We start from the raw sequence: 25,570 nt of genomic DNA, 5'->3' as shown, positions 1-25,570 counted from the left end.
AATGAAGATTATGTACTTTATTTAAGAGCAAGCGGTGTGAAATCTATCACATTAATGTTGCATGTGTTGCGTAATGCTTTACAAGTTGCGGTATCAATCTTTTGTATGTCTATACCAATGATAATGGGTGGACTAGTTGTTATCGAGTATATCTTTGCATGGCCTGGACTAGGTCAATTAAGTTTAAAAGCAATACTTGAACATGATTTTCCAGTCATTCAAGCATATGTATTAATTGTAGCGGTATTATTTATTGTATTTAATACATTAGCAGATATCATTAATGCGCTATTAAATCCAAGATTAAGGGAGGGCGCACGATGATAATTTTAAAACGATTATTACAAGATAAAGGTGCAGTGATTGCTTTAGGCATTATTGTATTATATGTCTTTTTAGGATTAGCAGCACCACTTGTGACATTTTATGATCCTAACCATATCGATACAGCAAACAAATTTGCTGGCATGAGTTTTCAACATCTACTAGGTACTGACCATTTAGGTAGAGATATTTTAACTAGGTTAATTTATGCGATTAGACCAAGTTTGTTATATGTCTTTGTTGCGCTATTTGTTTCTGTACTTATTGGATCTATTTTAGGATTCTTATCAGGATATTTCCAAGGGTTTGTTGACGCCTTAATCATGCGTGCGTGTGATGTTATGTTGGCATTCCCAAGTTATGTTGTAACGTTAGCATTAATTGCATTGTTTGGTATGGGTGCCGAAAATATTATCATGGCATTTATTTTGACGCGTTGGGCATGGTTCTGTCGTGTTATACGTACAAGTGTTATGCAGTACACTGCTTCTGACCATGTCAGATTTGCTAAAACAATCGGTATGAAAGATATGAAAATTATTCACAAACATATTATGCCGTTAACATTAGCAGATATTGCTATTATCTCTAGTAGCTCGATGTGTTCAATGATCTTGCAAATATCTGGCTTTTCATTTTTAGGATTAGGTGTCAAAGCGCCTACTGCAGAGTGGGGCATGATGCTTAACGAAGCTAGAAAAGTGATGTTTACACATCCTGAAATGATGTTTGCGCCAGGTATTGCCATAGTGATTATAGTGATGGCATTTAACTTCTTATCCGATGCTTTACAAATTGCCATTGATCCCCGCATCTCTTCTAAAGATAAACTTCGTTCTGTGAAAAAAGGAGTGGTGCAATCATGACATTGTTAACAGTTAAACATTTGACGATTACAGATACCTGGACAGATCAACCACTCGTGAGTGATGTGAATTTTACATTAACTAAGGGTGAAACTTTAGGCGTTATTGGAGAAAGTGGTAGCGGTAAATCAATCACTTGTAAGTCGATTATTGGTTTGAATCCCGAACGACTCGGGGTGACAGGTGAAATTATCTTTGATGGTACATCAATGTTGTCGTTATCGGAAGCACAATTGAAAAAATACCGTGGTAAAGATATTGCGATGGTCATGCAACAAGGTAGTCGTGCCTTTGACCCATCAACTACTGTCGGTAAACAAATGTTTGAGACTATGAAAGTACATACGTCAATGTCTACACAAGAAATTGAAAAGACATTGATTGAATATATGGATTATTTAAGTTTGAAAGATCCTAAACGTATATTAAAATCATACCCTTACATGTTATCAGGAGGAATGTTACAGCGATTGATGATTGCTTTAGCGTTAGCTTTGAAACCAAAGTTAATCATTGCTGATGAGCCGACAACGGCTTTAGATACAATTACACAATATGATGTACTGGAAGCATTTATAGATATTAAAAAACACTTTGACTGTGCGATGATTTTCATTTCACATGATTTAACGGTTATTAACAAGATTGCAGACCGTGTTGTTGTGATGAAAAATGGTCAGCTTATTGAACAAGGGACACGTGAATCAGTCTTGCATCATCCAGAACATGTTTATACGAAGTATTTATTATCAACCAAGAAGAAGATTAATGATCATTTTAAACATGTGATGAGGGGTGATGTACATGATTAAAATTAAAGATGTTGAAAAGTCATATCAAAGCGCACATGTTTTTAAGCGTCGTCGAACACCTATCGTGAAAGGTGTGTCATTTGAGTGTCCAATCGGTGCGACGATTGCGATTATCGGAGAAAGTGGTAGCGGTAAATCGACGTTGAGTCGTATGATATTAGGTATTGAGAAACCGGATAAAGGTTGTGTAACCTTAAATGATCAACCGATGCATAAGAAGAAAGTGAGACGTCATCAAATTGGTGCTGTATTTCAAGATTATACGTCATCATTACATCCATTTCAGACTGTTAGAGAAATCTTATTTGAAGTGATGTGTCAATGTGATGGACAACCTAAAGATGTTATGGAAGTTCAAGCAATTACATTGTTGGAAGAAGTCGGTCTATCTAAGGCATACATGGATAAATATCCTAATATGTTATCAGGTGGAGAGGCGCAGCGTGTTGCGATTGCGCGTGCAATATGTATTAACCCTAAATATATTTTGTTTGATGAAGCCATTAGTTCACTCGACATGTCAATTCAAACACAAATATTAGATTTATTGATTCATTTACGTGAAACGCGTCAGTTGAGTTATATTTTTATCACACATGATATTCAAGCTGCCACGTATTTATGTGATCAATTAATTATTTTTAAAAACGGAAAAATAGAAGAACAAATTCCGACAAGCGCATTGCATAAAAGTGACAATGCTTATACAAGAGAATTAATAGAAAAACAACTATCATTCTAAGGAGTGAGATAATGAAAGGTGCAATGGCTTGGCCCTTTTTGAGATTATATATATTAACATTGATGTTCTTTAGTGCCAATGCAATCTTAAACGTGTTTATACCTTTACGAGGGCATGATTTAGGCGCAACGAATACGGTTATCGGTATCGTTATGGGGGCATACATGTTAACAGCAATGGTATTTCGACCATGGGCAGGACAAATTATTGCTCGTGTCGGTCCCATTAAAGTATTAAGAATTATTTTGATTATCAATGCCATAGCTTTAATTATTTATGGTTTTACTGGCTTAGAAGGTTATTTCGTAGCACGTGTTATGCAAGGTGTGTGTACGGCATTCTTTTCTATGTCTTTACAGCTAGGTATTATTGATGCATTACCAGAGGAACATCGTTCTGAAGGTGTATCATTGTACTCGCTATTTTCAACGATTCCAAACTTAATCGGACCATTAGTTGCCGTAGGTATTTGGAATGCAAATAATATTTCACTATTTGCAATTGTCATTATCTTTATCGCATTAACAACAACATTCTTTGGCTATCGCGTGACCTTTGCTGAACAGGAACCCGATACGTCAGATAAGATTGAAAAAATGCCGTTTAACGCTGTAACTGTTTTTGCGCAATTTTTCAAAAATAAAGAGTTGTTGAACAGTGGTATTATCATGATTGTTGCATCGATTGTATTTGGTGCAGTTAGTACATTTGTACCGTTATACACAGTGAGTTTAGGATTCGCGAATGCGGGAATCTTTTTGACAATACAGGCCATCGCAGTTGTTGCGGCAAGATTTTACTTAAGGAAATACATTCCATCAGATGGTATGTGGCATCCTAAATATATGGTATCTGTACTATCATTATTAGTGATCGCGTCATTTGTAGTGGCATTTGGTCCGCAAGTAGGTGCAATTATTTTCTATGGTAGTGCAATATTAATAGGAATGACACAAGCAATGGTGTATCCAACATTAACATCATACTTAAGTTTCGTCTTACCAAAAGTAGGTCGTAATATGTTGTTAGGTTTATTTATTGCCTGTGCAGACTTAGGTATATCGTTAGGTGGCGCATTGATGGGACCTATTTCCGATTTAGTAGGATTTAAATGGATGTATCTAATTTGTGGTATGTTAGTCATTGTAATAATGATTATGAGTTTATTGAAAAAACCAACACCACGCCCAGCAAATAGTCTTTAATGAAGTGAATTAAAGCATATTAAGTTAATAAATATTTAAATTTTAAAAGGTATATTGAGCATGGCGATTCATATGCTTCATGCTAGGACATGAAACATTCTATATGGCTCGTTTTTAGAACGACAGTATATCTAAATAAAGCACGCTTAAAAGTGAGTTGTGATACTGACTTTTAAGTGTGCTTTTTGATGTGTATGGATAATGGATAATGGATAATACTCTGAAAAATTTTACATGAAAATATGCAAAACGAGTATAACTGCTAATTGAGAAAAATAGCTCACCATAAAATTACGATTTGATTTTAAATATAAGTAAGTCGCACTACTTGCTAGTATCAATGCTGGAATGAATTCCCACCATGTATTAATGTATGGATAGTAGAACAGAGTTTCAAGGATAATGGACAATACTATTGTAATCTTTAAAGGCATGATTCTGCTTAATTCTTGAATTAAAATATGACGGAAAATAAGTTGACAAATTAAAGTATTTAATATAATGGTTAACCACAACATTACTATTAAACTGATGGAACCATAATCTCTAATGAGCGGGTAAATGTCAAAGACAGTAAAGGCATCTACATTTAGTGCGAAAATATCGAAATAATTTAAAAGTAAAAAGAGTACGACACTTAGTGTAAATGATATAAGAATATGCCATTTATATTTGGTGCTGGCAATGATTTGCGTACGTATCATCGGAACAAATGCATCTTCATGCATCCGACGAAAAATAGCTAGTGAAATAATAACTGCGAGTATATAGCTAATGTTCATTGAAATAGGAAAAGAGAAACCCCATGGGGCTTGTTGAGTGAATACAGCTACTAACCCAAAAGTTAAAAAGACGATAATGATTGGCAAGATGTTAACCAAAAATATATAAAGGAAAATAAATCCAATATCACGTTTGAAAAAACGCGATTGTTCGGTAGCGTATTCTTCTTCTATGTAATGTTTATTTGTATTTGACATAGTATACCTCTTAAATAGTTGTATTATATAGATACTTTAGCACATATTACTTTGTATTGTATGTTTTATACATTAAAATTTAAAATGAAAAACATATCATAAAATTGTTTTATAAAATGAAGCGCTTCCATTGTGTTTTATTTTGTAAGGTGTATCATAAATATTGAATTGAAATTTTGGGGGGAGGTATTGTAATGACGTTTCTTACAGTCATGCAATTTATAGTTAACATTATCGTTGTAGGCTTCATGCTTACGGTTATTGTTATCGGGCTTATTTGGTTAATTAAAGATAAAAGACAATCACAACATAGTGTATTAAGGAATTATCCTTTACTAGCACGTATTAGATATATTTCAGAAAAAATGGGACCGGAATTACGTCAGTATTTATTTTCTGGGGATAATGAAGGGAAACCTTTTTCACGTAATGATTATAAAAATATCGTTTTGGCTGGAAAATATAACTCTCGTATGACCAGCTTCGGTACTACTAAAGATTATCAAGACGGCTTTTACATACAGAACACAATGTTTCCGATGCAACGTAATGAGATTTCAGTAGATAATACAACATTGTTATCAACATTCATTTATAAAATCGCGAATGAGCGTCTATTTAGTCGTGAAGAATATCGTGTACCGACAAAGATTGATCCGTATTACTTAAGTGATGACCATGCAATAAAATTAGGTGAACATTTAAAACATCCATTTATTTTAAAACGTATCGTAGGACAATCTGGTATGAGTTATGGCGCTTTAGGAAAAAATGCCATTACAGCTTTATCTAAAGGTCTAGCTAAAGCGGGCACTTGGATGAATACAGGTGAAGGTGGCTTATCAGAATATCATTTAAAAGGTAATGGGGATATCATTTTCCAAATTGGTCCCGGTTTATTTGGTGTTCGTGATAAAGAAGGTAATTTTAGTGAAGGTTTATTTAAAGAGGTCGCACAGTTATCTAACGTACGCGCATTTGAGCTGAAGTTGGCACAAGGTGCTAAGACTCGTGGTGGTCATATGGAAGCTGAAAAGGTAAACGAAGAAATTGCTAAAATCCGAAATGTTGAACCTTATAAAACAATCAATTCACCTAACCGTTACGAATTTATTCATAATGCTGAAGATTTGATTCGTTTCGTCGATCAGTTGCAGCAATTAGGTCAAAAACCAGTAGGATTCAAAATTGTAGTAAGCAAAGTTTCAGAAATTGAAACACTTGTACGTACGATGGTGGAACTAGATAAGTATCCAAGCTTTATTACGATTGATGGTGGTGAAGGTGGTACTGGTGCAACATTCCAAGAATTACAAGATGGTGTTGGCTTACCGCTATTTACAGCTCTACCTATTGTGTCTGGCATGTTAGAAAAATATGGTATTCGAGATAAAGTGAAATTGGCGGCATCTGGTAAGTTAGTGACACCAGATAAAATTGCGATTGCACTAGGTTTAGGTGCAGATTTTGTTAATATTGCACGTGGCATGATGATTAGTGTCGGTTGTATTATGAGTCAACAATGTCATATGAATACATGTCCTGTAGGTGTTGCAACGACAGATGCGAAAAAAGAAAAAGCATTGATTGTTGGAGAAAAGCAATATCGTGTCACAAACTATGTAACAAGTTTGCATGAAGGCTTATTCAATATTGCAGCAGCTGTTGGCGTATCCAGTCCTACAGAAATTACTGCTGATCATATTGTATATCGAAAAGTCGATGGTGAATTGCAAACGATACATGATTATAAATTAAAACTCATTAGTTAACTTATTTATTTCGGGAAATTGAAAGCAGCGGATTTTAGCGTTACTGCAAATAATTTTATATTAGTAGTGGATGCTGGTCACAGAAGAATTTCAAATATTAAAGCCCTCAGAATATGAATTAAGGTTTGTAACCTTAGTCTTATCTGAGGGCATTTTTATGTTATAAACTATTTGTCGTCCATTTTATCTTTTTCTTTTAAACCTCTGTGCTTTAATTGCTTTTCAAGTTTTTCAAAACTAATATCTTTATTTTCTTTAGTCGAAACACCAAGACGTTTATTTAATTTTTTCATGTCAACTTCTGTGTAATCTATGTCTAAGTGTTCAATTGCTTTTTTATCTTTATAGTCTACTTTGTATTTTACGCCTTTAAGGTCTTTGAAAATACTTTCAGATTTGGCGAATAACTTTTTGGCTTCGTCTTTATCCATACCTAGATCGTCATATTTAATTGTGTTGATTGTAGACTGTTTTAAAACTTTATCATCTTTATATGTGATAGAAGTTAGTACATGTTTACCACTAACATCACCTTCATATGTTTTGGTTTGTTCTTTACCACAAGCTGATAATGCAATGACACAAACTAATGCTACTACAATTAATGAACATAATTTTTTCAAAGTCAGTCGCCTTCTTTCGATATTTGTATTATAAAGAAATTATAACATTTACTAAAAAATGATGTTATTCAAAAATTTAAATTTTGTCATTTTTTTTGAAGATATGAGTTTTTTTAAGCGGATTCCTCACAAAATTTTAAAAATATTTAAGCCTGAAAATGATAAAGCGGTAGGGAACGTAGTGTGTTCCGCTGCTGATTTCTTTTTGAGCATTATAGGCGGTATGTTGGAAGAAAAGAACAAAAGTTTGTGAACGATAGCATATAGGTATTAAGAATACGATGAACTCGTTGGTAATATTGACGTACTTAAATACGTACGCCATAATTAGCGTAACAGAAGACAAAGGAGGATTTATATGATTATCACTAGCCCTACAGAAGCGAGAAAAGATTTTTATCAATTACTAAAAAATGTTAATAATAATCACGAACCAATTTATATTAGTGGTAATAATGCCGAAAATAATGCTGTGATTATAGGTTTAGAAGATTGGAAAAGTATACAAGAGACAATGTATCTTGTATCTACTGGTACAATGGACAAAGTAAGAGAAAGAGAAAAAGATAGTAGTGGTACAACAAATATAGATGATATTGATTGGGATAATCTTTAATGAGCAATTACACGGTTAAGATTAAAAATTCAGCGAAATCAGATTTAAAGAAAATAAAACATCCTTATTTAAAGAAGACATTTATAGAAATTGTTGAGACTTTAAAAAATGATCCTTATAAAATAACACAATCCTTTGAAAAATTAGAACCTAAATATTTAGAGCGATATTCAAGAAGAATTAACCTTCAGCACAGGGTCGTCTATACCATAGATGATCGAAATAAAGTAGTATTAATACTATCGGCATGGTCACATTATGATTAATGAATATTCAATATCTGAATAACTTTAATGATAAGTTAATTAAAGAAACTAGTATTTAAGTGTAGGGAAAATAGCGACGTTAATGCGTTGTTATCTCTACACTTTTTAATTTTATAATAGCGCAAGACTAAACAGATTGAAATTAGTAACAATAAAAGAATAACGTATTATAATAAGGAATTTTAAATTGTGACTTTTTCGGAATATTAAATTTTAGAAATATGAGTTTTTTTAAGCGGATTCCTCACAAAATTTTAAAAATATTTAAGCCTGAAAATGATAAAGCGGTAGGGAACGTTTTTCTGAAAGTTAGTGATACAATAGTTTTAAGTTGAAATACAGGAGGATGAATAACATGAATCAGTCAGTCAAATTACTTAAACATTTAACAGATGTAAACGGCATTGCTGGTTATGAAATGCAAGTTAAAGAAGCAATGCGTAACTATATAGAGCCTGTCAGTGATCAAATTATTGAAGATAACTTGGGTGGCATTTTTGGAAAGAAAAATGCTGAGAATGGTCAATACTCAATTATGATTTCTGGTCATATGGATGAAGTTGGTTTTATGGTAACAAAGATTGATAAACATGGTTTTATTTCATTTACGCCAGTTGGTGGATGGTGGAATCAAGTCATGTTATCTCAAAAAGTAACGATTACAACAGATTCGGGCAAAGAAATTAGAGGTATCATCGGTTCTAAACCGCCACATGTCTTAACGCCTGAAGAACGTAAAAAGCCAATGGAAATCAAAAATATGTTTATAGATATTGGTGTTAGTAGCAAGGAAGAAGCTGAAGAAGCTGGCGTTGAAGTAGGCAATATGGTTACGCCATATAGTGAATTTGAAGTGCTTGCAAATGATAAATATTTAACTGCGAAAGCATTTGATAATCGCTATGGCTGTGCATTAGCTGTTGAGGTATTAAAACGTTTAAAAGATGAAAATATTGGCATTAACTTATACAGTGGTGCCACAGTGCAAGAAGAAGTTGGTTTGCGTGGTGCGAAAGTGGCAGCGAATACAATTAAACCAGATTTGGCGATAGCTGTCGATGTAGGTATTGCTTATGATACCCCAGGTATGTCAGGTCAAACGAGCGATAGTAAACTAGGCGGTGGTCCAGTTGTCATTATGATGGATGCTACAAGTATTGCTCACCAAGGTTTGCGTAAGCATATTAAAGATGTAGCTAAGGAACATAACATCGAAGTACAATGGGATACGACACCAGGTGGAGGTACAGATGCGGGAAGTATTCATGTCGCAAATGAAGGTATTCCAACGATGACAATCGGTGTTACGCTGCGATACATGCATTCTAATGTTTCAGTGCTCAATGTAGATGATTATGAAAATTCTATCCGTCTTGTTACTGAAATTGTCCGTTCATTGAATGATGAAAGTTATAAAAATATCATGTGGTAATCAAATCCATAAATAATAAAGAATCCTTTTAATATGGTAGGTTGTTAAACAATTGTCTAACTTTAATTCTTAGTCATTAGACAGTATCCATGTTAATAGGATTTTTTGTTTTTAATTTAAATGCTGAAAATCAATTATGCCTAAATTTTGATATTACAAGAAAATGATTTTTTCTTAAATGTAATTGCACTAAAAACCAAAAAAACGGGAATAATATACCTGATATATTACATGAGGAGCGGTGCAAATGTTGTTAGAAATTAAAGATTTAGTGTATAAAGCGAGCGATAGAATCATACTAGATCATATCAGTCTAAAAGTAGATAAAGGCGAGAGTATTGCCATTATAGGTCCATCAGGTAGTGGTAAAAGTACATTTCAAAAGCAAATATGTAATTTGATTAGTCCAACTAGTGGAGAACTTTATTTTAAAGGTAAACCCTATAATGATTATGACCCGGAAGAATTGCGTCAACGAATCAGTTATTTGATGCAGCAAAGTGACTTGTTTGGTGAAACGATTGAAGATAACATGATATTCCCATCACTTGCACGTAATGATAAATTTGATAGAAAACGTGCAAAGCAATTAATTAAAGATGTCGGTTTGGGACATTATCAATTAAGTTCGGAAGTGGAAAATATGTCGGGTGGTGAGCGGCAAAGAATTGCTATAGCGCGCCAACTGATGTATACACCGGATATTCTTTTATTAGATGAATCGACCAGTGCATTAGACGTTCATAATAAAGAAAAGATAGAAAATATCATTTTTAAGTTAGTGGAACAGGATGTTGCTATCATGTGGATTACCCATAGTGATGATCAAAGTATGAGACATTTTCAAAAGCGCATAACGATTGTTGATGGCAAAATTTCTAAGGTTGAGGAGTTGAATCAACATGAGTAACACGGCACTTGGATTGACGGCATTGCTTTTAGTCATTCCGATTATCATTTCATATAAAGAAGGTTTACATATTATTAAAGATTTAATTGTTGCGACATTACGCGCAGTTGTGCAATTAATCATTTTGGGATTTTTGCTGCATTATATTTTTAAAATAAACGATAAATGGCTGCTTATTTTATGTGTATTGGTCATTATTATTAATGCATCATGGAATACAATTAGTCGAGCATCACCAGTGATGCATCATGTGTTTTGGATATCATTTCTAGCTATCTTCATTGGAACGGCATTACCGCTTGCAGGTACTATTGCGACAGGGGCCATTCAATTTACAGCCAATGAAGTTATACCTATTGGCGGCATGCTTGCTAATAATGGCTTGATTGCAATTAATTTAGCTTACCAGAATTTAGATCGTGCATTCGTACAAGATGGTACTAATATTGAATCTAAATTATCACTTGCAGCTACACCTAAATTGGCTTCTAAAGGTGCAATACGTGAAAGTATTCGTTTAGCTATAGTGCCAACAATTGATTCGGTTAAAACATATGGGCTTGTGTCGATTCCTGGTATGATGACAGGCTTAATTATTGGTGGCGTACCACCTTTACAAGCGATTAAATTTCAATTGTTAGTCGTGTTTATTCATACAACTGCGACCATTATGTCTGCTTTGATTGCGACATATTTAAGCTATGGTCAATTTTTCAATGCAAGACATCAATTAGTAGCACGAAATACTGATGTTAAGAGTGAATCATGATAGATTTTACTGCATCAGATTTAGGCATTAGTTTTAATTGGAAATGAAGTGACGCGCACATATAGTATCGCTATTCATTAACACAGCGAAAATATTCATAAAGGCACGCATACTTTGTAGTCAGTTATCTGTTCTGACATATAAAGCGTGCGTGCTTTTTTGGAGACATTGTTGAAACTGAAGTAATTATACATAATTATTAAATGACATACTTGTGTTAATTTTTCAAATACTGAAAAACAATTTCAATAATTTTCCAATTAAGCACAGAAAATTAAAGCAAAATATTATATAATAGAACGGTTATATATAAAATTGTGTTGCACACATTTTTTAATAAATCGTTATTCTAAGGGAAATGAATATCGGAAATTTTGTTTGAAAGGAGTTTTAAAATGTCAATCATGCGACTATTTACATTCATTTTAAGTATTTTTATCGTAGGAATGGTTGAAATGATGGTTGCAGGAATTATGAACTTGATGAGTCAGGACTTACATGTATCAGAAGCTGTCGTTGGTCAATTAGTGACAATGTACGCTTTAACATTTGCGATATGTGGACCTATTCTGGTTAAATTAACGAACCGTTTTTCATCAAGGCCTGTATTATTATGGACATTACTTATATTTATCATTGGTAATGGCATTATTGCTGTAGCACCAAATTTTTCAATATTAGTAGTTGGTAGAATTATCTCATCTGCAGCAGCAGCACTAATTATCGTAAAAGTATTAGCTATTACAGCGATGTTATCAGCACCTAAAAATCGTGGTAAAATGATTGGACTTGTCTATACAGGGTTTAGTGGGGCCAATGTTTTTGGTGTACCAATTGGAACGGTTATCGGCGATTTAGTAGGTTGGCGCTATACATTTCTATTCTTAATTATTGTGAGTATTATTGTTGGCTTCTTGATGATGATCTATTTACCGAAGGATCAGGAAATACAACGAGGCCCTGTGAATCATGAGGCACCATCTCATGAAAATCATGTTACTTCGAAAATATTAAGACCTGCTGAAGTAGCAAAATATTTAATTATTACGTTTTTAGTATTGATTGCAAACTCAGTGACATTCGTCTTTATAAATCCACTTATTTTATCTAATGGTCATGATATGTCATTCGTTTCATTAGCACTTCTAGTAAATGGAATCGCTGGCGTTATTGGAACATCATTGGGTGGTATATTCTCCGATAAAATTACAAGTAAGCGTTGGTTAATGATTTCTGTTTCTATTTTTATCGTCATGATGTTACTTATGAATTTAATCTTACCTGGTTCAGGTCTATTGTTAGCAGGACTATTTATTTGGAATATCATGCAATGGAGTACTAATCCAGCAGTGCAAAGCGGTGTGATTCAACATGTTGAAGGCGACACAAGCCAAGTAATGAGTTGGAACATGTCTAGTTTAAACGCTGGTATTGGTGTTGGCGGCATTATTGGAGGCTTGGTCATGACACATGTTTCTGTTCAAGCTATCACGTATACGAGTGCCATCATTGGCGCATTAGGATTAATCGTTGTTTTCACATTGAAAAATAATCATTATGCTAAAACATTTAAATCATCATAATTCTCATATGAAAAGCACGCCTGCTATCAAATTCAGGTGTGCTTTTTTAGATGCGATAACGTTATTGATATGTGCGATAATAGCGACGTTCATTATGATACATCGGCCAAGGCATTTTACCGCTTTTAGCAAAATTAGCTAAATCATTTTGCATTTGTCGACTTAAAAATTTAAGGTGAGCAGTTGTTGGATATTGATGTGCTGCTAATATTTGTAAGTTTCCGAACCAAAATACCATATCTAGAATATGGTAAGCACTGCGATAGTGTGCGCTAGAAGTATCATGCCATGCAAATTCAGCAAGCCATAGTTGTGCGTTTGAATCTTGTATATTAAGTTGTTGTAAAAATTGCTTCATCGGCTGTTTGAAATAACAATGTGTAATCGCTAAAGATTGTTGCTTCGCAGTCTGAACATCTTCGTATTTTAAAGGAATATCATTTAATTCCATAATGTCGATAAAGCGTTGCGGCGATAATTTTTTCTGTTCACTAGTAATATAAATATCGCCTTCATCTTTTGTATAACATGCAAAAATTGGTTTCGTTGTTGGATAATCATTTTGTATATAATCTGTTTTAATAGGCGCATATATTAAATCAAGCCCTTTAGAAGGTCCTCGAGATTGTTTTAGCTTCGCCATCAGCATAAGAATATCATCTGTCGATAATGATGTAACATCATCTGTATCTAAATAATCGAGCATCATTTTTTGGAAATGTTGTGCTTTATTGCGTGCACTCTCAAGGGTGTCTAATCGTAGTGCGCCACTTAGTAGAACGACTTTATGGAAGTATGGCTCAATGTCAGGTATTTTAAGTAAAGTCAAAATGCTCATACTGCCTGCAGACTGACCCATTAAAGTAATGTTATTAGCGTCGCCACCGAAGGATTCAATAAATTGATGCACCCATTTTATGACATTGATTTGATCTGAAAGGCCATTATTGGAATGAAAATCTTTATTAAAATATGACCAGTCTAAATATCCTAATGCGCCTAAACGATAATTGCATGTAATAACGATAATGTCGTTATTTTGTACTAAATGTGCCGGTTGATAGAGTTCGGCTGTACCATGACCATTTTCAAAACTACCACCATAAAAGTAAATGATGACAGGTTTCTTCGTCTGATCATTATGTTGTTTCCAAATATTTAGATATAAACAGTCTTCATGTTCAGTAAAAGTTGTAGATTGTGAGGAGAAAAAATCTTCTAATTTGTTGTCTGGTTGCGGTGGGATGGGTTGTATTTCAGTTGCATCAATTGGCTCTGACCATTGTGTTTTTAACGTAGAATGTTTAAAGCGATTGTCATGAACTGGTGGTTCTGCATAAGGAATGCCTAAGAAGATATCTAAACCATCTTGTGTAATACCATGAATTTGACCACCTGTAGTATTAATCTTCATATTTATTAACCTCCTTTATCATCCCCAATTTAATCATACCACGGTCTATAGATGATAGGTGACAAGTATAACAAGACAATTTTGTGACTGAATCAGACGAGCTTGATATCTGTTTTAACTCAAACCATTTTCAGCATTATATGATGTTCTTCTACGGGAGTGGGACAGAAATGATAAAGAGCCACTAATAATTTATTATGTAGTGGTTCTTACACATTAGCCACAGCTAATGTGTACTTAAAAATAGGAATACATGAGTAAAACTCATGCATAAGAAATACTAATTTCTATAGAAAAAGTATTTCTTTATCGTCGTCCCACCCCAACTTGCATTGTCTGTAGAATTTCTTTTCGAAATTCTCTGTGTTGGGGCCCCTGACTAGAATCGAAAAAAGCTTGTTACAAGCGCATTTTCGTTCAGTCAACTACTGCCAATATAACTTCGTAGAGCATAGAACATTGATTTATGTCCCAGCCTGATCATCATCTTGTTATGTTAGTTATTTATAACCGATTTTCAAAATAAAAAACCAACCAAGATGTTGAAATCAATGGTTGGTTAATGTGTGTGTGTTGAAATCATATATGGCACTGTATTTTAAAATATTTAATGAGATGACTTTGATTCATTATTTAGTGACTCACGCATCTTCGTATTGATTCGTGTTGCGCGACGGAAATAGACGCTTTCAAATGAACTCGTTGTACCGATGTAATAGAATATAAGCGCCACAATAATAATAACGATAAAGTCAAATGGATAGTGAATCATATTTAAGCCTTTAAATTCTTTGCTTCCTATAAATGACAGTATTGATAGCACGATTAAATATACAATAATCCATAAGCTACCACCAATTTGTTTCTTTGTATTACGCCAATTCATACGATATTCATAGAAGAAGTAGATTGGTAATCCAAGTATAATGATTAAAATAACTTCAGCCGTTGTTGGCCACATTGCCCAATATATAGCTAATGAAGCTAATACAAATGATAATGGTGCCATTACTTTTAAAATTTTTGCTCTAAATGGACGAGTCATTGTTGGTCCCATTTTTCTTAATGCAATCGCTGTCGTTGGGCCAGTTAAATAGGCTACTAAAGTTGCAGTAGAAATAACTGCTGCTAGCGTACCCCAATCTCTAAATAACGTAACCATAATCATACTAATGATGGCATTAAAGATGATTGCTACACGGGGGATATGATATTTTTCATTCATCTTCCCAAGAAATTTAGGGATATGTCCATTTTTCTCCATTGCTCGTAAAACTCGACCTGTAACGGCGACAAATGACACGCCAGTACCGAATGGTGATACAAAAGCTTCAATATATAGTAAAATTGCGAGCCAATTAATTCCTAATAAGATAGCTAAATCAGCAAATGGTGAATTGAAGTTGATGCCATTCCATCCACTATGTTGTAACATTGATTGAGGCATAGAAGTGATAAACGTACTTTGTAAAATGATGTACAACACTGCACTGATTGACAGTGAAATAGCGATGCCTCTTGCGATATTTTTTTCAGGATTTTTAATTTCTGAACCCATATTAATAATTGTCTGGAATGAATTGAATGAAAAAATAATCCCTGATGCTGTTGTTGCAGCAAAAATCGGTGCACTTCCGTAAGGCATAAATGTGCTTGCCGAATGGCCGTAATTTGAAGTGTCGAATCCTGATAACATCAACATGATGATGGTTAACATGGGTACGCCTAATTTAAATACAGAAATTAAACTCGTAAATGATGTTAAAAGTTTTACGGACCAATAGTTTAATAATGAAAAAATAACAATGATGAGATATACAGCTAGCAATCCGTATGTGCTAATAGAGCCATTTTCCATTAAATATCTCATTGGTTTCGCCCAATGCCACGGCCAAGAACTCATATATTGAACAGCTGACACAGCTTCGATAGGTATTATTGTCACCAAAGACACCCAATTCGCCCAAGCAGCAATAAAGCCTAATAATGAGCCATGTGTATACTGGGCATAGTTACTCATGCCACCTGATTGAGGAAACATTGTGCCGATTTCAATGTAGTTATAGGCAATGGTTCCAATGACTAGGAATCCAAGAACCCATGATATGATTGCTGCTGGTCCAGCTATTGATGATGCTTCCCACGCACCAAATAGCCAACCAGATCCTATTAAAGAGCCTAACCCTAATAAGACTAATTGGGATAGATTGATTTTGTCGTTGTGCAATTGCTTGTCTTTATTCATAAATACTCCTTCGTTATTGCCAAAAATACAAAAAATAATATGCGACAATTATACGCTTATTATAATAATAGTCAAATGCATTTTTTGTAAGAACGCAAAAGCATTTGTAAAATTAGTTTTTTATAAAATTAGGATATATAATACAATGTGTATTGAAAAACAAAATGGAAGTGATGACTATGAGTGAGAAACAATCAAATGAACAAGTTGAAGCATTTTTAAATAAAGAGAGTCAATGGCAAGAAGAATATAAATATTTGAGAGCGTTAATCTTTAATGAAACAGAATTAGAGGAAGCGTATAAATGGATGCATCCTTGTTACACGTTGAATAATAAAAATGTAGTACTTATCCATGGCTTCAAAAATTATGTTGCACTATTATTTCATAAAGGTGCCATTTTGGAGGATAAATATCATACACTCATTCAACAGACTGAAAAGGTGCAAGCAGCTCGTCAGTTACGATTTGAAAATTTAACAGAGATTCAAGCACGTACCGAAGAAATTAAATATTATCTAGCCGAAGCAATTAAAGCTGAAAAAGCTGGTAAAAAAGTTGAAATGAAGAAAACAGAGGAATATGTTATTCCTAAAGAGTTAGAAGCTAAGTTCGAAGAAATGCCACAGTTAGAGTCTTCATTTTATAAATTAACGCCAGGCAGACAACATCAATATATATATCATATTGGACAAGCTAAACGCAGTGAAACAAGACAAAAGCGTGTTGAAAAGTATATTAACCAAATACTAGAAGGTAAAGGGATGCATGACAAGTAATTAATGAGTAAAAGCATACCGGTTATACAACAACATACAAGATGACACGAAACAACCAATGGCTCATGCTGTTGGTTGTTTTTTTAGGTGTGCCTGTCATGGGCAACACTTTGACGTTGGAATTCCGTTACAGGCTTGGGAGTAGGAACTGTTAGCAAAAGGCAAGGGTGTCTACAATGAATGATGAAAATATTAAAATATAAGGATGACTTTGTGAGTGGCTGATGGACGTTTGTCCGTCTGTAACAATGGATGCGTGTGCATTATTACAAAAATTCGACTTTTGTAATAATATTTCACATTTTCGACACTTTTTTGCTATAAAACAACCAATTGAGCGATAATAAATTCGCTTTTAAAAAATATGAGTTATCTATTTAGTTGCCAAAGATAAAATAATAATGTTTAATAACATCATATAGAGTATGTTAGTTTTAAATGTCGAATATACGAATGTGCAAACAAAGTAATCGGTAGAAATTCAACATACATAGCGCCGTTTACTGTTAAGTATTCACATTACAGATGAAAAATATAAAATTCTACATAATCAAGACCATGATGTGTACTTGTTTAACTTATGACTCTATTTGTTTAACAATTGCGATAATGGTCTTTTTATTTTATGCGTATCATTCGTCATATTTTTTATGAGGAAGGAGAAATGATTATGTTAAGTATTAAGCATTTAACGAAAATTTATTCTAGTAATAAAAAGGCAGTAGATGACATCTCTTTAGATATTCAATCTGGGGAATTTATCGCATTTATTGGAACCAGTGGAAGTGGTAAAACAACTGCTTTAAGAATGATAAACCGTATGATTGAAGCGACAGAAGGACAAATTGAAATTGATGGTAAAGATGTTCGGAGTATGAATCCTGTCGAATTACGTAGAAATATTGGTTATGTTATTCAACAAATTGGGTTAATGCCTCATATGACGATTAAAGAGAATATTGTATTGGTACCCAAATTGTTGAAATGGACTAAAGAAGAAAAGGATAAACGTGCAAAGGAATTAATTAAACTTGTGGATTTACCGGAGTCATTTTTAGAGCGTTATCCAGCAGAACTATCAGGTGGGCAACAACAACGTATCGGTGTCGTAAGAGCACTTGCGGCCGAACAAGATATTATTTTAATGGATGAACCTTTTGGTGCATTGGATCCTATTACGAGAGATACGTTACAAGATTTAGTTAAAACGTTACAACGAAAATTAGGCAAGACGTTTATCTTTGTAACACATGATATGGATGAAGCGATTAAATTAGCAGACAAAATTTGTATTATGTCAGAAGGTAAGGTGGTGCAATTTGATACACCAGACAATATTTTAAGACATCCCGCAAATGATTTTGTACGTGATTTTATAGGACAAAATAGACTGATTCAAGACCGTCCCAATGACAAGACTGTAGAAGGTGTAATGATTAAACCAATCACGATACAGGCAGATGCAACGCTTAATGATGCTGTTCATATTATGAGACAAAAGCGTGTAGATACGATTTTTGTCGTTGATAGTGACAACCATTTACTTGGATTCTTAGATATTGAAGATATAAATCAGGGTATACGTGGACACAAAAGTTTACGAGATACCATGCAACAACATATTTACACCGTTCAAATTGATTCTAAATTACAAGATTCTGTACGTACGATTTTAAAAAGAAACGTTAGGAATGTACCTGTCGTAGATGATCAACAGCGTTTAGTAGGACTGATTACGCGTGCCAATGTTGTTGATATTGTATATGACACGATTTGGGGCGATAGTGAGAATACAGTGCAAGCAGAACATGTGGGGGAAGACACTGCGTCCTCAAAAGTGCATGAGCAACACACTACTAATGTCAAAGTACGTGACATAGGAGATGATAAATCATGATTGAGTTCCTACATGAACATGGTGGACAGTTGATGTCGAAAACACTGGAACATTTCTATATTTCTATAGTTGCATTATTACTTGCCATCATTGTTGCAGTACCTATAGGCATTTTATTATCAAAAACAAAGCGAACTGCCAATATTGTATTAACTGTGGCAGGTGTCTTACAAACTATTCCAACACTAGCTGTACTTGCTATTATGATACCAATTTTTGGTGTTGGTAAAACGCCTGCAATTGTAGCGCTATTTATTTATGTATTATTACCTATTTTAAATAACACGGTACTCGGTGTTCAAAATATTGATAGCAACATTAAAGAAGCTGGAAAAAGTATGGGAATGACACAATTTCAATTGATGAAGGATGTTGAATTGCCGTTAGCATTGCCGCTTATCATTGGTGGCATTCGTTTGTCATCTGTGTATGTAATTAGTTGGGCTACACTTGCAAGTTATGTAGGTGCGGGTGGATTAGGTGATTTCATTTTCAATGGTTTAAATTTATATGATCCACTGATGATTGTAACTGCAACGGTACTCGTTACTGCACTAGCATTAGGTGTTGATGCCTTATTAGCTTTAGTTGAAAAATGGGTAGTTCCCAAAGGCTTAAAAGTATCTGGATAATTAGGAGGCTAAGATAATGAAGAAAATTAAATATATACTTGTCGTGTTTGTCTTATCGCTTACCGTATTATCTGGATGTAGTTTGCCCGGACTAGGTAGTAAGAGCACGAAAAATGATGTCAAAATTACAGCATTATCAACAAGCGAATCGCAAATTATTTCACATATGTTACGGTTGTTAATAGAGCATGATACACACGGTAAGATAAAGCCAACATTAGTAAATAATTTAGGGTCAAGTACGATTCAACATAATGCCTTAATTAATGGGGATGCTAATATATCAGGTGTTAGATATAATGGCACAGATTTAACGGGAGCTTTGAAGGAAGCACCAATTAAAAATCCTAAGAAAGCAATGATAGCAACACAACAAGGATTTAAAAAGAAATTTGATCAAACGTTTTTTGATTCGTATGGTTTTGCGAATACGTATGCATTCATGGTAACGAAGGAAACCGCTAAAAAATATCATTTAGAGACAGTTTCAGATTTAGCAAAGCATAGTAAAGATTTACGTTTAGGTATGGATAGTTCATGGATGAATCGTAAAGGCGATGGCTATGAAGGATTTAAAAAAGAGTATGGTTTTGACTTTGGTACAGTGAGACCAATGCAAATAGGTCTAGTCTACGACGCATTAAACTCAGAGAAGTTAGACGTTGCATTAGGTTATTCTACAGATGGTCGAATTGCCGCGTATGATTTGAAAGTACTTAAAGATGATAAACAATTTTTCCCACCTTATGCTGCGAGTGCTGTTGCAACAAATGAATTATTACGGCAACACCCAGAACTTAAAACGACGATTAATAAGTTGACAGGAAAGATTTCGACTTCAGAGATGCAACGCTTGAATTATGAAGCGGATGGTAAAGGTAAAGAACCTGCTGTCGTCGCAGAAGAATTTTTGAAAAAACACCACTATTTTGATAAACAGAAAGGTGGTCATAAGTAATGGAAGGTAATTTATTACAGCAATTATTCAATTATTATGTTACGAACTTTGGTTATCTATGGGATTTATTTTTCAAACACTTATTAATGTCTGTCTATGGTGTGCTGTTTGCAGCTTTAATTGGTATTCCATTGGGAATCTTGCTTGCAAGATACACAAAACTTTCTGGATTTGTAATTACAATTGCAAATATAATTCAAACAGTTCCAGTCATTGCAATGTTAGCTATTTTAATGTTAGTCATGGGCTTAGGTTCAGAAACAGTAGTTTTAACAGTGTTTTTATATGCGTTACTTCCAATTATAAAAAACACTTATACTGGTATAGCTAGTGTTGATGCGAATATTAAGGATGCTGGCAAAGGTATGGGAATGACACGCAATCAAGTGCTACGAATGATTGAATTACCGTTATCTGTTTCGGTTATTATCGGTGGCATTCGTATTGCCTTGGTTGTTGCGATAGGTGTTGTTGCCGTTGGATCATTTATAGGAGCACCTACGCTTGGTGACATTGTGATTCGTGGTACAAATGCGACGGATGGCACAACGTTTATTTTAGCAGGTGCGATTCCGATTGCTATCATTGCAATCGTCATTGATGTACTATTAAGATTTTTAGAAAAACGATTAGACCCAACAACACGACATCGTAAAAATCAATCTAATCATCGGCCGCAAAGTATTAATATGTAATAGTAGAAGATGTTTATAATTTAGCGATTTCGTTTCATGATTTATAAAAAATGAGGCTACTCAAGGAGCTCAAATAATCTTTGAGTAGCCTTTTTATAGGTTGTGTTTGTATGCGTTTACACTAAAATAGCAATTATTATCATGAAAGTTTTTGGGTAAAAAGCGTTAATTATTGTAAAAATGCTAAAAAATGAGATGTTTTATTTATAATTTTCTGCAAATTTATGATATTGTTTCTTAATATATCATATTAAAAATTTGTTTTTCTTAAACATAGGAGGCTTATCTAATTCATGGACACATCAAAACAATTTAGAGGTGACAACCGATTGCTTTTGGGTATCGTTTTAGGGGTTATTACCTTTTGGCTATTCGCGCAGTCACTTGTTAATCTTGTTGTCCCATTACAATCAACATATAGTAGTGACGTTGGAACGATAAATATCGCTGTTAGCTTATCTGCCTTATTTGCTGGTTTGTTTATCGTAGGTGCTGGTGATGTTGCTGATAAATTTGGTCGCGTCAAAATTACTTATGTAGGATTGATATTAAATGTTGTAGGTTCATTACTCATCATCATTACACCTTTGCCAGCATTTTTAATTATAGGTAGAATAATTCAAGGTTTGTCTGCAGCATGTATTATGCCATCAACACTTGCTATTATTAACGAATATTATATTGGTACAAGAAGACAACGTGCCTTAAGCTATTGGTCTATTGGTTCTTGGGGTGGTAGTGGTATTTGTACGTTGTTTGGTGGCTTAATGGCTACATATATAGGTTGGCGTTCAATATTTGTTGTTTCAATTCTATTAACATTATTAGCAATGTACTTAATCAAACATGCACCTGAGACTAAAGCAGAACCAATCAAAGGTATGAAAGCAGAAGCTAAAAAGTTTGACGTTATCGGGTTAGTCATTTTAGTAGTGACGATGTTAAGTTTAAATGTAATCATCACACAGACGTCTCATTTTGGTTTAGTTTCACCGTTAATTCTAGGTTTAATTGTTGTGTTTATCTGTTCATTAGTTGGTTTTGTATATTACGAAAATAAAATAAAGCATCCACTTGTTGATTTTTCAATTTTTAAAAATAGAGGATACAGTGGTGCAACTATTTCAAACTTCTTATTAAATGGTGTAGCAGGTGGTGCACTTATCGTCATTAACACGTATTATCAACAACAATTAGGATTTAATTCTTCGCAAACGGGTTATATTTCATTAACGTATTTAATAGCAGTGTTGTCAATGATTCGTGTAGGTGAAAAGATTTTATCTCAACATGGCCCGAAGCGCCCACTATTACTAGGAAGTGGCTTTACAGTGATTGGGTTAATCTTATTGTCGTTAACATTTTTACCAGAAATGTGGTATATCGTATCTAGTATAGTTGGATATTTATTGTTTGGTACTGGTTTAGGATTATATGCTACACCATCAACTGATACAGCAGTTGCTAGTGCGCCAGATGATAAGTCGGGTGTTGCTTCAGGTGTATATAAAATGGCGTCATCATTAGGAAATGCATTTGGAGTAGCAGTATCTGGTACGGTTTATACTGTGTTAGCAGCTAATTTAAATTTGAACTTAGGTGGTTTCACAGGTATGATGTTTAATGCTTTGCTAGCAATTGTTGCATTTTTAGTCATTTTACTATTAGTTCCTAAAAATCAAACGAATTTGTAAAACTGAAATGAAAGCAAGTTATTATGTAGGGATTTTAAAGGAAATTTTGTGAAAGTAAGTTTATCATACACACTTAATGTTGCGTATTGACGTTTAATGTTAGGTGTGTTCTTTTATAGACGATAAAAGCTGTGTGTATATTAAGCGAATGATTTTCAAATTGACGCTAATATGCGAAAGTAGTATTTTTAAAATGAACAACAACGATGAAGAGGGGTTTATAGGATGAAAATTGCAATTGCTGGATCGGGTGCATTAGGTAGTGGCTTTGGTGCCAAACTATTTCAAGCAGGATATGATGTCACACTTATTGACGGATATACATCTCATGTTGAAGCGGTTAAGCAACATGGATTAAATATAACGATTAATGGAGAGGCATTCGAGTTAAACATTCCGATGTATCATTTTAATGATCAACCGGACGAAAGCATTTACGATGTTGTCTTTCTATTTCCAAAGTCAATGCAATTAAAAGAAGTGATGGAAGATATGAAGCCACATATTGATAATGAAACGATCGTCGTATGTACGATGAATGGTCTGAAGCATGAAGAAGTCATTGCGCAGTATGTTGCTCAATCACAAATTGTCAGAGGTGTTACGACTTGGACGGCAGGTCTTGAAAGCCCTGGACACAGTCATTTACTTGGTAGTGGACCAGTTGAAATAGGTGAACTAGTGGATGAAGGTAAAGAAAATGTTATAAAAGTTGCTGATTTACTTAACGAAGCGGAATTGAATGGTGTAATTAGTAAAGATTTATACCAATCGATTTGGAAAAAGATTTGTGTTAATGGTACGGCAAATGCATTAAGCACAGTGTTGGAGTGTAATATGGCATCGCTGAATGAAAGTAGTTATGCGAAGTGTTTGATTTATAAATTAACGCAAGAAATAGTGCATGTAGCGACGATTGATAATGTTCATTTAAATGTTGATGAAGTATTTGAATATTTAGTTGATTTAAATGAAAAAGTTGGTGCGCATTATCCATCCATGTATCAAGATTTAATTGTTAATAATAGAAAAACTGAAATTGATTATATTAATGGCGCAGTTGCAACATTAGGTAAACAACGTCATATTGAAGCGCCAGTCAATCGCTTTATTACTGATTTAATTCATACTAAAGAAAGTCAGCGACACGCACAGGATTAATTGGTGTTTTAGGTATGATTACAAGGAAATGACAATCACGTGATATTACGGTCATTATTAAGATTGAAATGTAATAAATAAAGAACAGCAGTAAGGTACTTTCAAATTGAAATGATCTTGGTGCTGTTTTTCTTGATTGATCTTCGTCATAATTCAGATTTGTCATAGGTCTACGACATACTATTAGTATTTACTAGACAGTTTTTACGACGACACTTTGAAAAATTTTGAGGCAAATCATTTGGAAGTCTCACGTGAATTTTGTAAACTCATCAAGCAAGTAATTATATTAAAAAGACAAATAGAGAAAAGGTGTTTATAATGAGTAAAATTTTTGTAACTGGTGCAACGGGCCTTATTGGCATTAAATTAGTTCAAAGACTAAAAGAAGAGGGGCATGAGGTTGCTGGTTTTACTACATCTGAGAATGGTCAACAAAAGCTAGCTGCTGTTAATGTAAAAGCATATATTGGTGATATATTAAAAGCTGATACTATTGATCAAGCGTTAGCAGATTTTAAACCAGAAATCATTATCAACCAAATTACGGATTTAAAAAATGTTGATATGGCAGCAAATACGAAAGTACGTATTGAAGGTTCTAAAAACTTAATTGATGCGGCGAAAAAGCATGACGTTAAGAAAGTAATTGCCCAAAGTATTGCCTTTATGTATGAACCTGGCGAAGGATTAGCAAATGAGGAAACTTCACTTGATTTTAACTCAACTGGTGATAGAAAAGTAACGGTTGATGGTGTGGTTGGTCTAGAAGAAGAAACGGCTCGTATGGATGAATACGTTGTTTTACGTTTTGGTTGGTTATATGGCCCAGGTACTTGGTACGGAAAAGATGGCATGATTTATAATCAATTTATGGATGGTCAAGTGACACTTTCAGATGGCGTAACATCATTTGTGCATCTTGATGATGCAGTTGAAACATCTATTCAAGCTATTCATTTTGAAAATGGTATCTATAATGTAGCAGATGATGCACCTGTTAAAGGTTCTGAATTTGCAGAATGGTATAAAGAACAACTTGGTGTTGAACCAAATATTGATATTCAACCTGCGCAACCATTTGAACGTGGCGTAAGCAATGAGAAGTTTAAAGCGCAAGGTGGTACTCTGATTTATAAAACTTGGAAAGACGGCATGAATCCAATTAAATAATAATTTATCCGTTTAATATACA

26 protein-coding genes are annotated in these 25,570 nt (G+C 34.0%); 22 read left to right on the top strand and 4 right to left on the bottom strand.

Annotated elements, in window-relative coordinates; translation table 11 throughout:
- The 5 genes from IDG64_RS08040 to cntE all read left to right on the top strand — a co-directional run.
- Window positions 1-324, top strand: a 324-nt coding sequence (locus tag IDG64_RS08040; protein WP_206171300.1) for an ABC transporter permease subunit, incomplete at its 5' end; no start/stop codon positions are given.
- Window positions 321-1,190, top strand: a complete 870-nt coding sequence (gene cntC, locus IDG64_RS08035; protein WP_000584762.1) for a staphylopine uptake ABC transporter permease subunit CntC — start codon at window positions 321-323, stop codon at window positions 1,188-1,190. The genes IDG64_RS08040 and cntC, both read left to right, overlap by 4 nt.
- Entirely contained in the window at window positions 1,187-2,002 is an 816-nt protein-coding gene (gene cntD / locus IDG64_RS08030; RefSeq protein ID WP_000173866.1) for a staphylopine uptake ABC transporter ATP-binding protein CntD, read from the top strand. The genes cntC and cntD overlap by 4 nt, the downstream gene beginning before the upstream one ends.
- Window positions 1,995-2,744 carry an ABC transporter ATP-binding protein gene (locus IDG64_RS08025; protein WP_000590515.1) on the top strand — a complete coding sequence of 250 codons (750 nt, stop codon included), beginning with the start codon at window positions 1,995-1,997 and terminating at the stop codon, window positions 2,742-2,744. The genes cntD and IDG64_RS08025 overlap by 8 nt, the downstream gene beginning before the upstream one ends.
- Window positions 2,745-2,755: 11 nt before the next feature.
- A complete protein-coding gene (cntE, locus tag IDG64_RS08020; protein ID WP_000675402.1) occupies window positions 2,756-3,949 on the top strand; it encodes a staphylopine family metallophore export MFS transporter CntE in 1,194 nt (397 codons plus the stop codon).
- A gap of 230 nt (window positions 3,950-4,179) precedes the next feature.
- On the opposite strand, the gene lnsB is transcribed toward cntE, so the two are convergent.
- Window positions 4,180-4,929: a CPBP family lipoprotein N-acylation protein LnsB gene (gene lnsB / locus IDG64_RS08015; RefSeq protein WP_000072440.1), complete on the bottom strand. Its 750-nt coding sequence runs from the start codon at window positions 4,927-4,929 to the stop codon at window positions 4,180-4,182.
- 194 nt (window positions 4,930-5,123) lie between these two features.
- Here lnsB and IDG64_RS08010 point away from each other — a divergent pair, with 194 nt between their 5' ends.
- A complete protein-coding gene (locus IDG64_RS08010) occupies window positions 5,124-6,701 on the top strand; it encodes an FMN-binding glutamate synthase family protein (protein ID WP_000143503.1) in 1,578 nt (525 codons plus the stop codon).
- Between the two features lie 167 nt (window positions 6,702-6,868).
- Here the strand turns inward: IDG64_RS08010 and IDG64_RS08005 are convergent, their stop codons facing one another.
- Window positions 6,869-7,324 carry a YehR family lipoprotein gene (locus IDG64_RS08005; protein ID WP_000732090.1) on the bottom strand — a complete coding sequence of 152 codons (456 nt, stop codon included), beginning with the start codon at window positions 7,322-7,324 and terminating at the stop codon, window positions 6,869-6,871.
- Between the two features lie 358 nt (window positions 7,325-7,682).
- Here IDG64_RS08005 and IDG64_RS08000 point away from each other — a divergent pair, with 358 nt between their 5' ends.
- The 6 genes from IDG64_RS08000 to IDG64_RS07975 all read left to right on the top strand — a co-directional run bounded on the left by IDG64_RS08000 (window position 7,683) and on the right by IDG64_RS07975 (window position 12,900).
- Entirely contained in the window at window positions 7,683-7,940 is a 258-nt protein-coding gene (locus tag IDG64_RS08000) for a type II toxin-antitoxin system Phd/YefM family antitoxin (RefSeq protein ID WP_000587619.1), read from the top strand.
- On the top strand, window positions 7,940-8,206 hold the full coding sequence (locus tag IDG64_RS07995) for a Txe/YoeB family addiction module toxin (protein WP_000074045.1): 267 nt from the start codon (window positions 7,940-7,942) through the stop codon (window positions 8,204-8,206). The genes IDG64_RS08000 and IDG64_RS07995 overlap by 1 nt, the downstream gene beginning before the upstream one ends.
- A 355-nt stretch (window positions 8,207-8,561) precedes the next feature.
- The gene (locus IDG64_RS07990; RefSeq protein ID WP_001076673.1) at window positions 8,562-9,638 is read left to right on the top strand and encodes a M42 family metallopeptidase; all 1,077 of its coding nucleotides are present in this window, start codon (window positions 8,562-8,564) and stop codon (window positions 9,636-9,638) included.
- Window positions 9,639-9,885: 247 nt separating this feature from the next.
- Window positions 9,886-10,548 carry an ABC transporter ATP-binding protein gene (locus IDG64_RS07985; RefSeq protein WP_000923523.1) on the top strand — a complete coding sequence of 221 codons (663 nt, stop codon included), beginning with the start codon at window positions 9,886-9,888 and terminating at the stop codon, window positions 10,546-10,548.
- Entirely contained in the window at window positions 10,541-11,317 is a 777-nt protein-coding gene (locus tag IDG64_RS07980) for an ABC transporter permease (RefSeq protein ID WP_000072147.1), read from the top strand. The genes IDG64_RS07985 and IDG64_RS07980 overlap by 8 nt, the downstream gene beginning before the upstream one ends.
- Before the next feature lie 395 nt (window positions 11,318-11,712).
- Window positions 11,713-12,900 carry an MFS transporter gene (locus IDG64_RS07975; protein WP_000026189.1) on the top strand — a complete coding sequence of 396 codons (1,188 nt, stop codon included), beginning with the start codon at window positions 11,713-11,715 and terminating at the stop codon, window positions 12,898-12,900.
- Window positions 12,901-12,961: 61 nt separating this feature from the next.
- Here the strand turns inward: IDG64_RS07975 and IDG64_RS07970 are convergent, their stop codons facing one another.
- Window positions 12,962-14,314 (bottom strand): carboxylesterase family protein, encoded by a 1,353-nt coding sequence (locus tag IDG64_RS07970; RefSeq protein WP_000700917.1) that lies wholly within the window; start codon window positions 14,312-14,314, stop codon window positions 12,962-12,964.
- 607 nt (window positions 14,315-14,921) lie between these two features.
- On the bottom strand, window positions 14,922-16,559 hold the full coding sequence (locus IDG64_RS07965) for an APC family permease (protein ID WP_001030709.1): 1,638 nt from the start codon (window positions 16,557-16,559) through the stop codon (window positions 14,922-14,924).
- Between the two features lie 179 nt (window positions 16,560-16,738).
- Here IDG64_RS07965 and IDG64_RS07960 point away from each other — a divergent pair, with 179 nt between their 5' ends.
- The 10 genes from IDG64_RS07960 to IDG64_RS07915 all read left to right on the top strand — a co-directional run bounded on the left by IDG64_RS07960 (window position 16,739) and on the right by IDG64_RS07915 (window position 25,548).
- A complete protein-coding gene (locus IDG64_RS07960) occupies window positions 16,739-17,338 on the top strand; it encodes a YdeI/OmpD-associated family protein (RefSeq protein WP_001291519.1) in 600 nt (199 codons plus the stop codon).
- 34 nt (window positions 17,339-17,372) lie between these two features.
- The gene (locus tag IDG64_RS07955; RefSeq protein ID WP_031864504.1) at window positions 17,373-17,483 is read left to right on the top strand and encodes a hypothetical protein; all 111 of its coding nucleotides are present in this window, start codon (window positions 17,373-17,375) and stop codon (window positions 17,481-17,483) included.
- A 79-nt stretch (window positions 17,484-17,562) separates the two neighbouring features.
- Complete coding sequence (locus tag IDG64_RS07950) at window positions 17,563-17,682, top strand: hypothetical protein (protein ID WP_031864505.1); 120 nt, start codon at window positions 17,563-17,565, stop codon at window positions 17,680-17,682.
- Between the two features lie 326 nt (window positions 17,683-18,008).
- Window positions 18,009-19,235: a betaine/proline/choline family ABC transporter ATP-binding protein gene (locus tag IDG64_RS07945; protein ID WP_000948996.1), complete on the top strand. Its 1,227-nt coding sequence runs from the start codon at window positions 18,009-18,011 to the stop codon at window positions 19,233-19,235.
- Window positions 19,232-19,867 carry an ABC transporter permease gene (locus IDG64_RS07940; protein ID WP_000569120.1) on the top strand — a complete coding sequence of 212 codons (636 nt, stop codon included), beginning with the start codon at window positions 19,232-19,234 and terminating at the stop codon, window positions 19,865-19,867. Before IDG64_RS07945 ends, IDG64_RS07940 begins: the two co-directional genes overlap by 4 nt.
- A 16-nt stretch (window positions 19,868-19,883) precedes the next feature.
- Window positions 19,884-20,825 carry an osmoprotectant ABC transporter substrate-binding protein gene (locus IDG64_RS07935; protein WP_000721553.1) on the top strand — a complete coding sequence of 314 codons (942 nt, stop codon included), beginning with the start codon at window positions 19,884-19,886 and terminating at the stop codon, window positions 20,823-20,825.
- Entirely contained in the window at window positions 20,825-21,520 is a 696-nt protein-coding gene (locus tag IDG64_RS07930) for an ABC transporter permease (RefSeq protein WP_000398941.1), read from the top strand. Before IDG64_RS07935 ends, IDG64_RS07930 begins: the two co-directional genes overlap by 1 nt.
- A gap of 293 nt (window positions 21,521-21,813) precedes the next feature.
- Window positions 21,814-23,214: an MFS transporter gene (locus tag IDG64_RS07925; protein ID WP_000381267.1), complete on the top strand. Its 1,401-nt coding sequence runs from the start codon at window positions 21,814-21,816 to the stop codon at window positions 23,212-23,214.
- 225 nt (window positions 23,215-23,439) lie between these two features.
- A complete protein-coding gene (locus IDG64_RS07920) occupies window positions 23,440-24,375 on the top strand; it encodes a 2-dehydropantoate 2-reductase (protein WP_000684056.1) in 936 nt (311 codons plus the stop codon).
- 321 nt (window positions 24,376-24,696) lie between these two features.
- On the top strand, window positions 24,697-25,548 hold the full coding sequence (locus tag IDG64_RS07915) for an NAD-dependent epimerase/dehydratase family protein (RefSeq protein ID WP_000034506.1): 852 nt from the start codon (window positions 24,697-24,699) through the stop codon (window positions 25,546-25,548).
- Window positions 25,549-25,570 lie beyond the last annotated feature (22 nt).

Origin of the sequence: Staphylococcus sp. EG-SA-15 (assembly GCF_017151895.1) — a bacterium.
GTDB lineage: Bacteria > Bacillota > Bacilli > Staphylococcales > Staphylococcaceae > Staphylococcus > Staphylococcus aureus.
The sequence above is the reverse complement of the archived record's forward strand: the minus strand, read 5'-3'. Positions and strand labels throughout refer to the sequence as shown.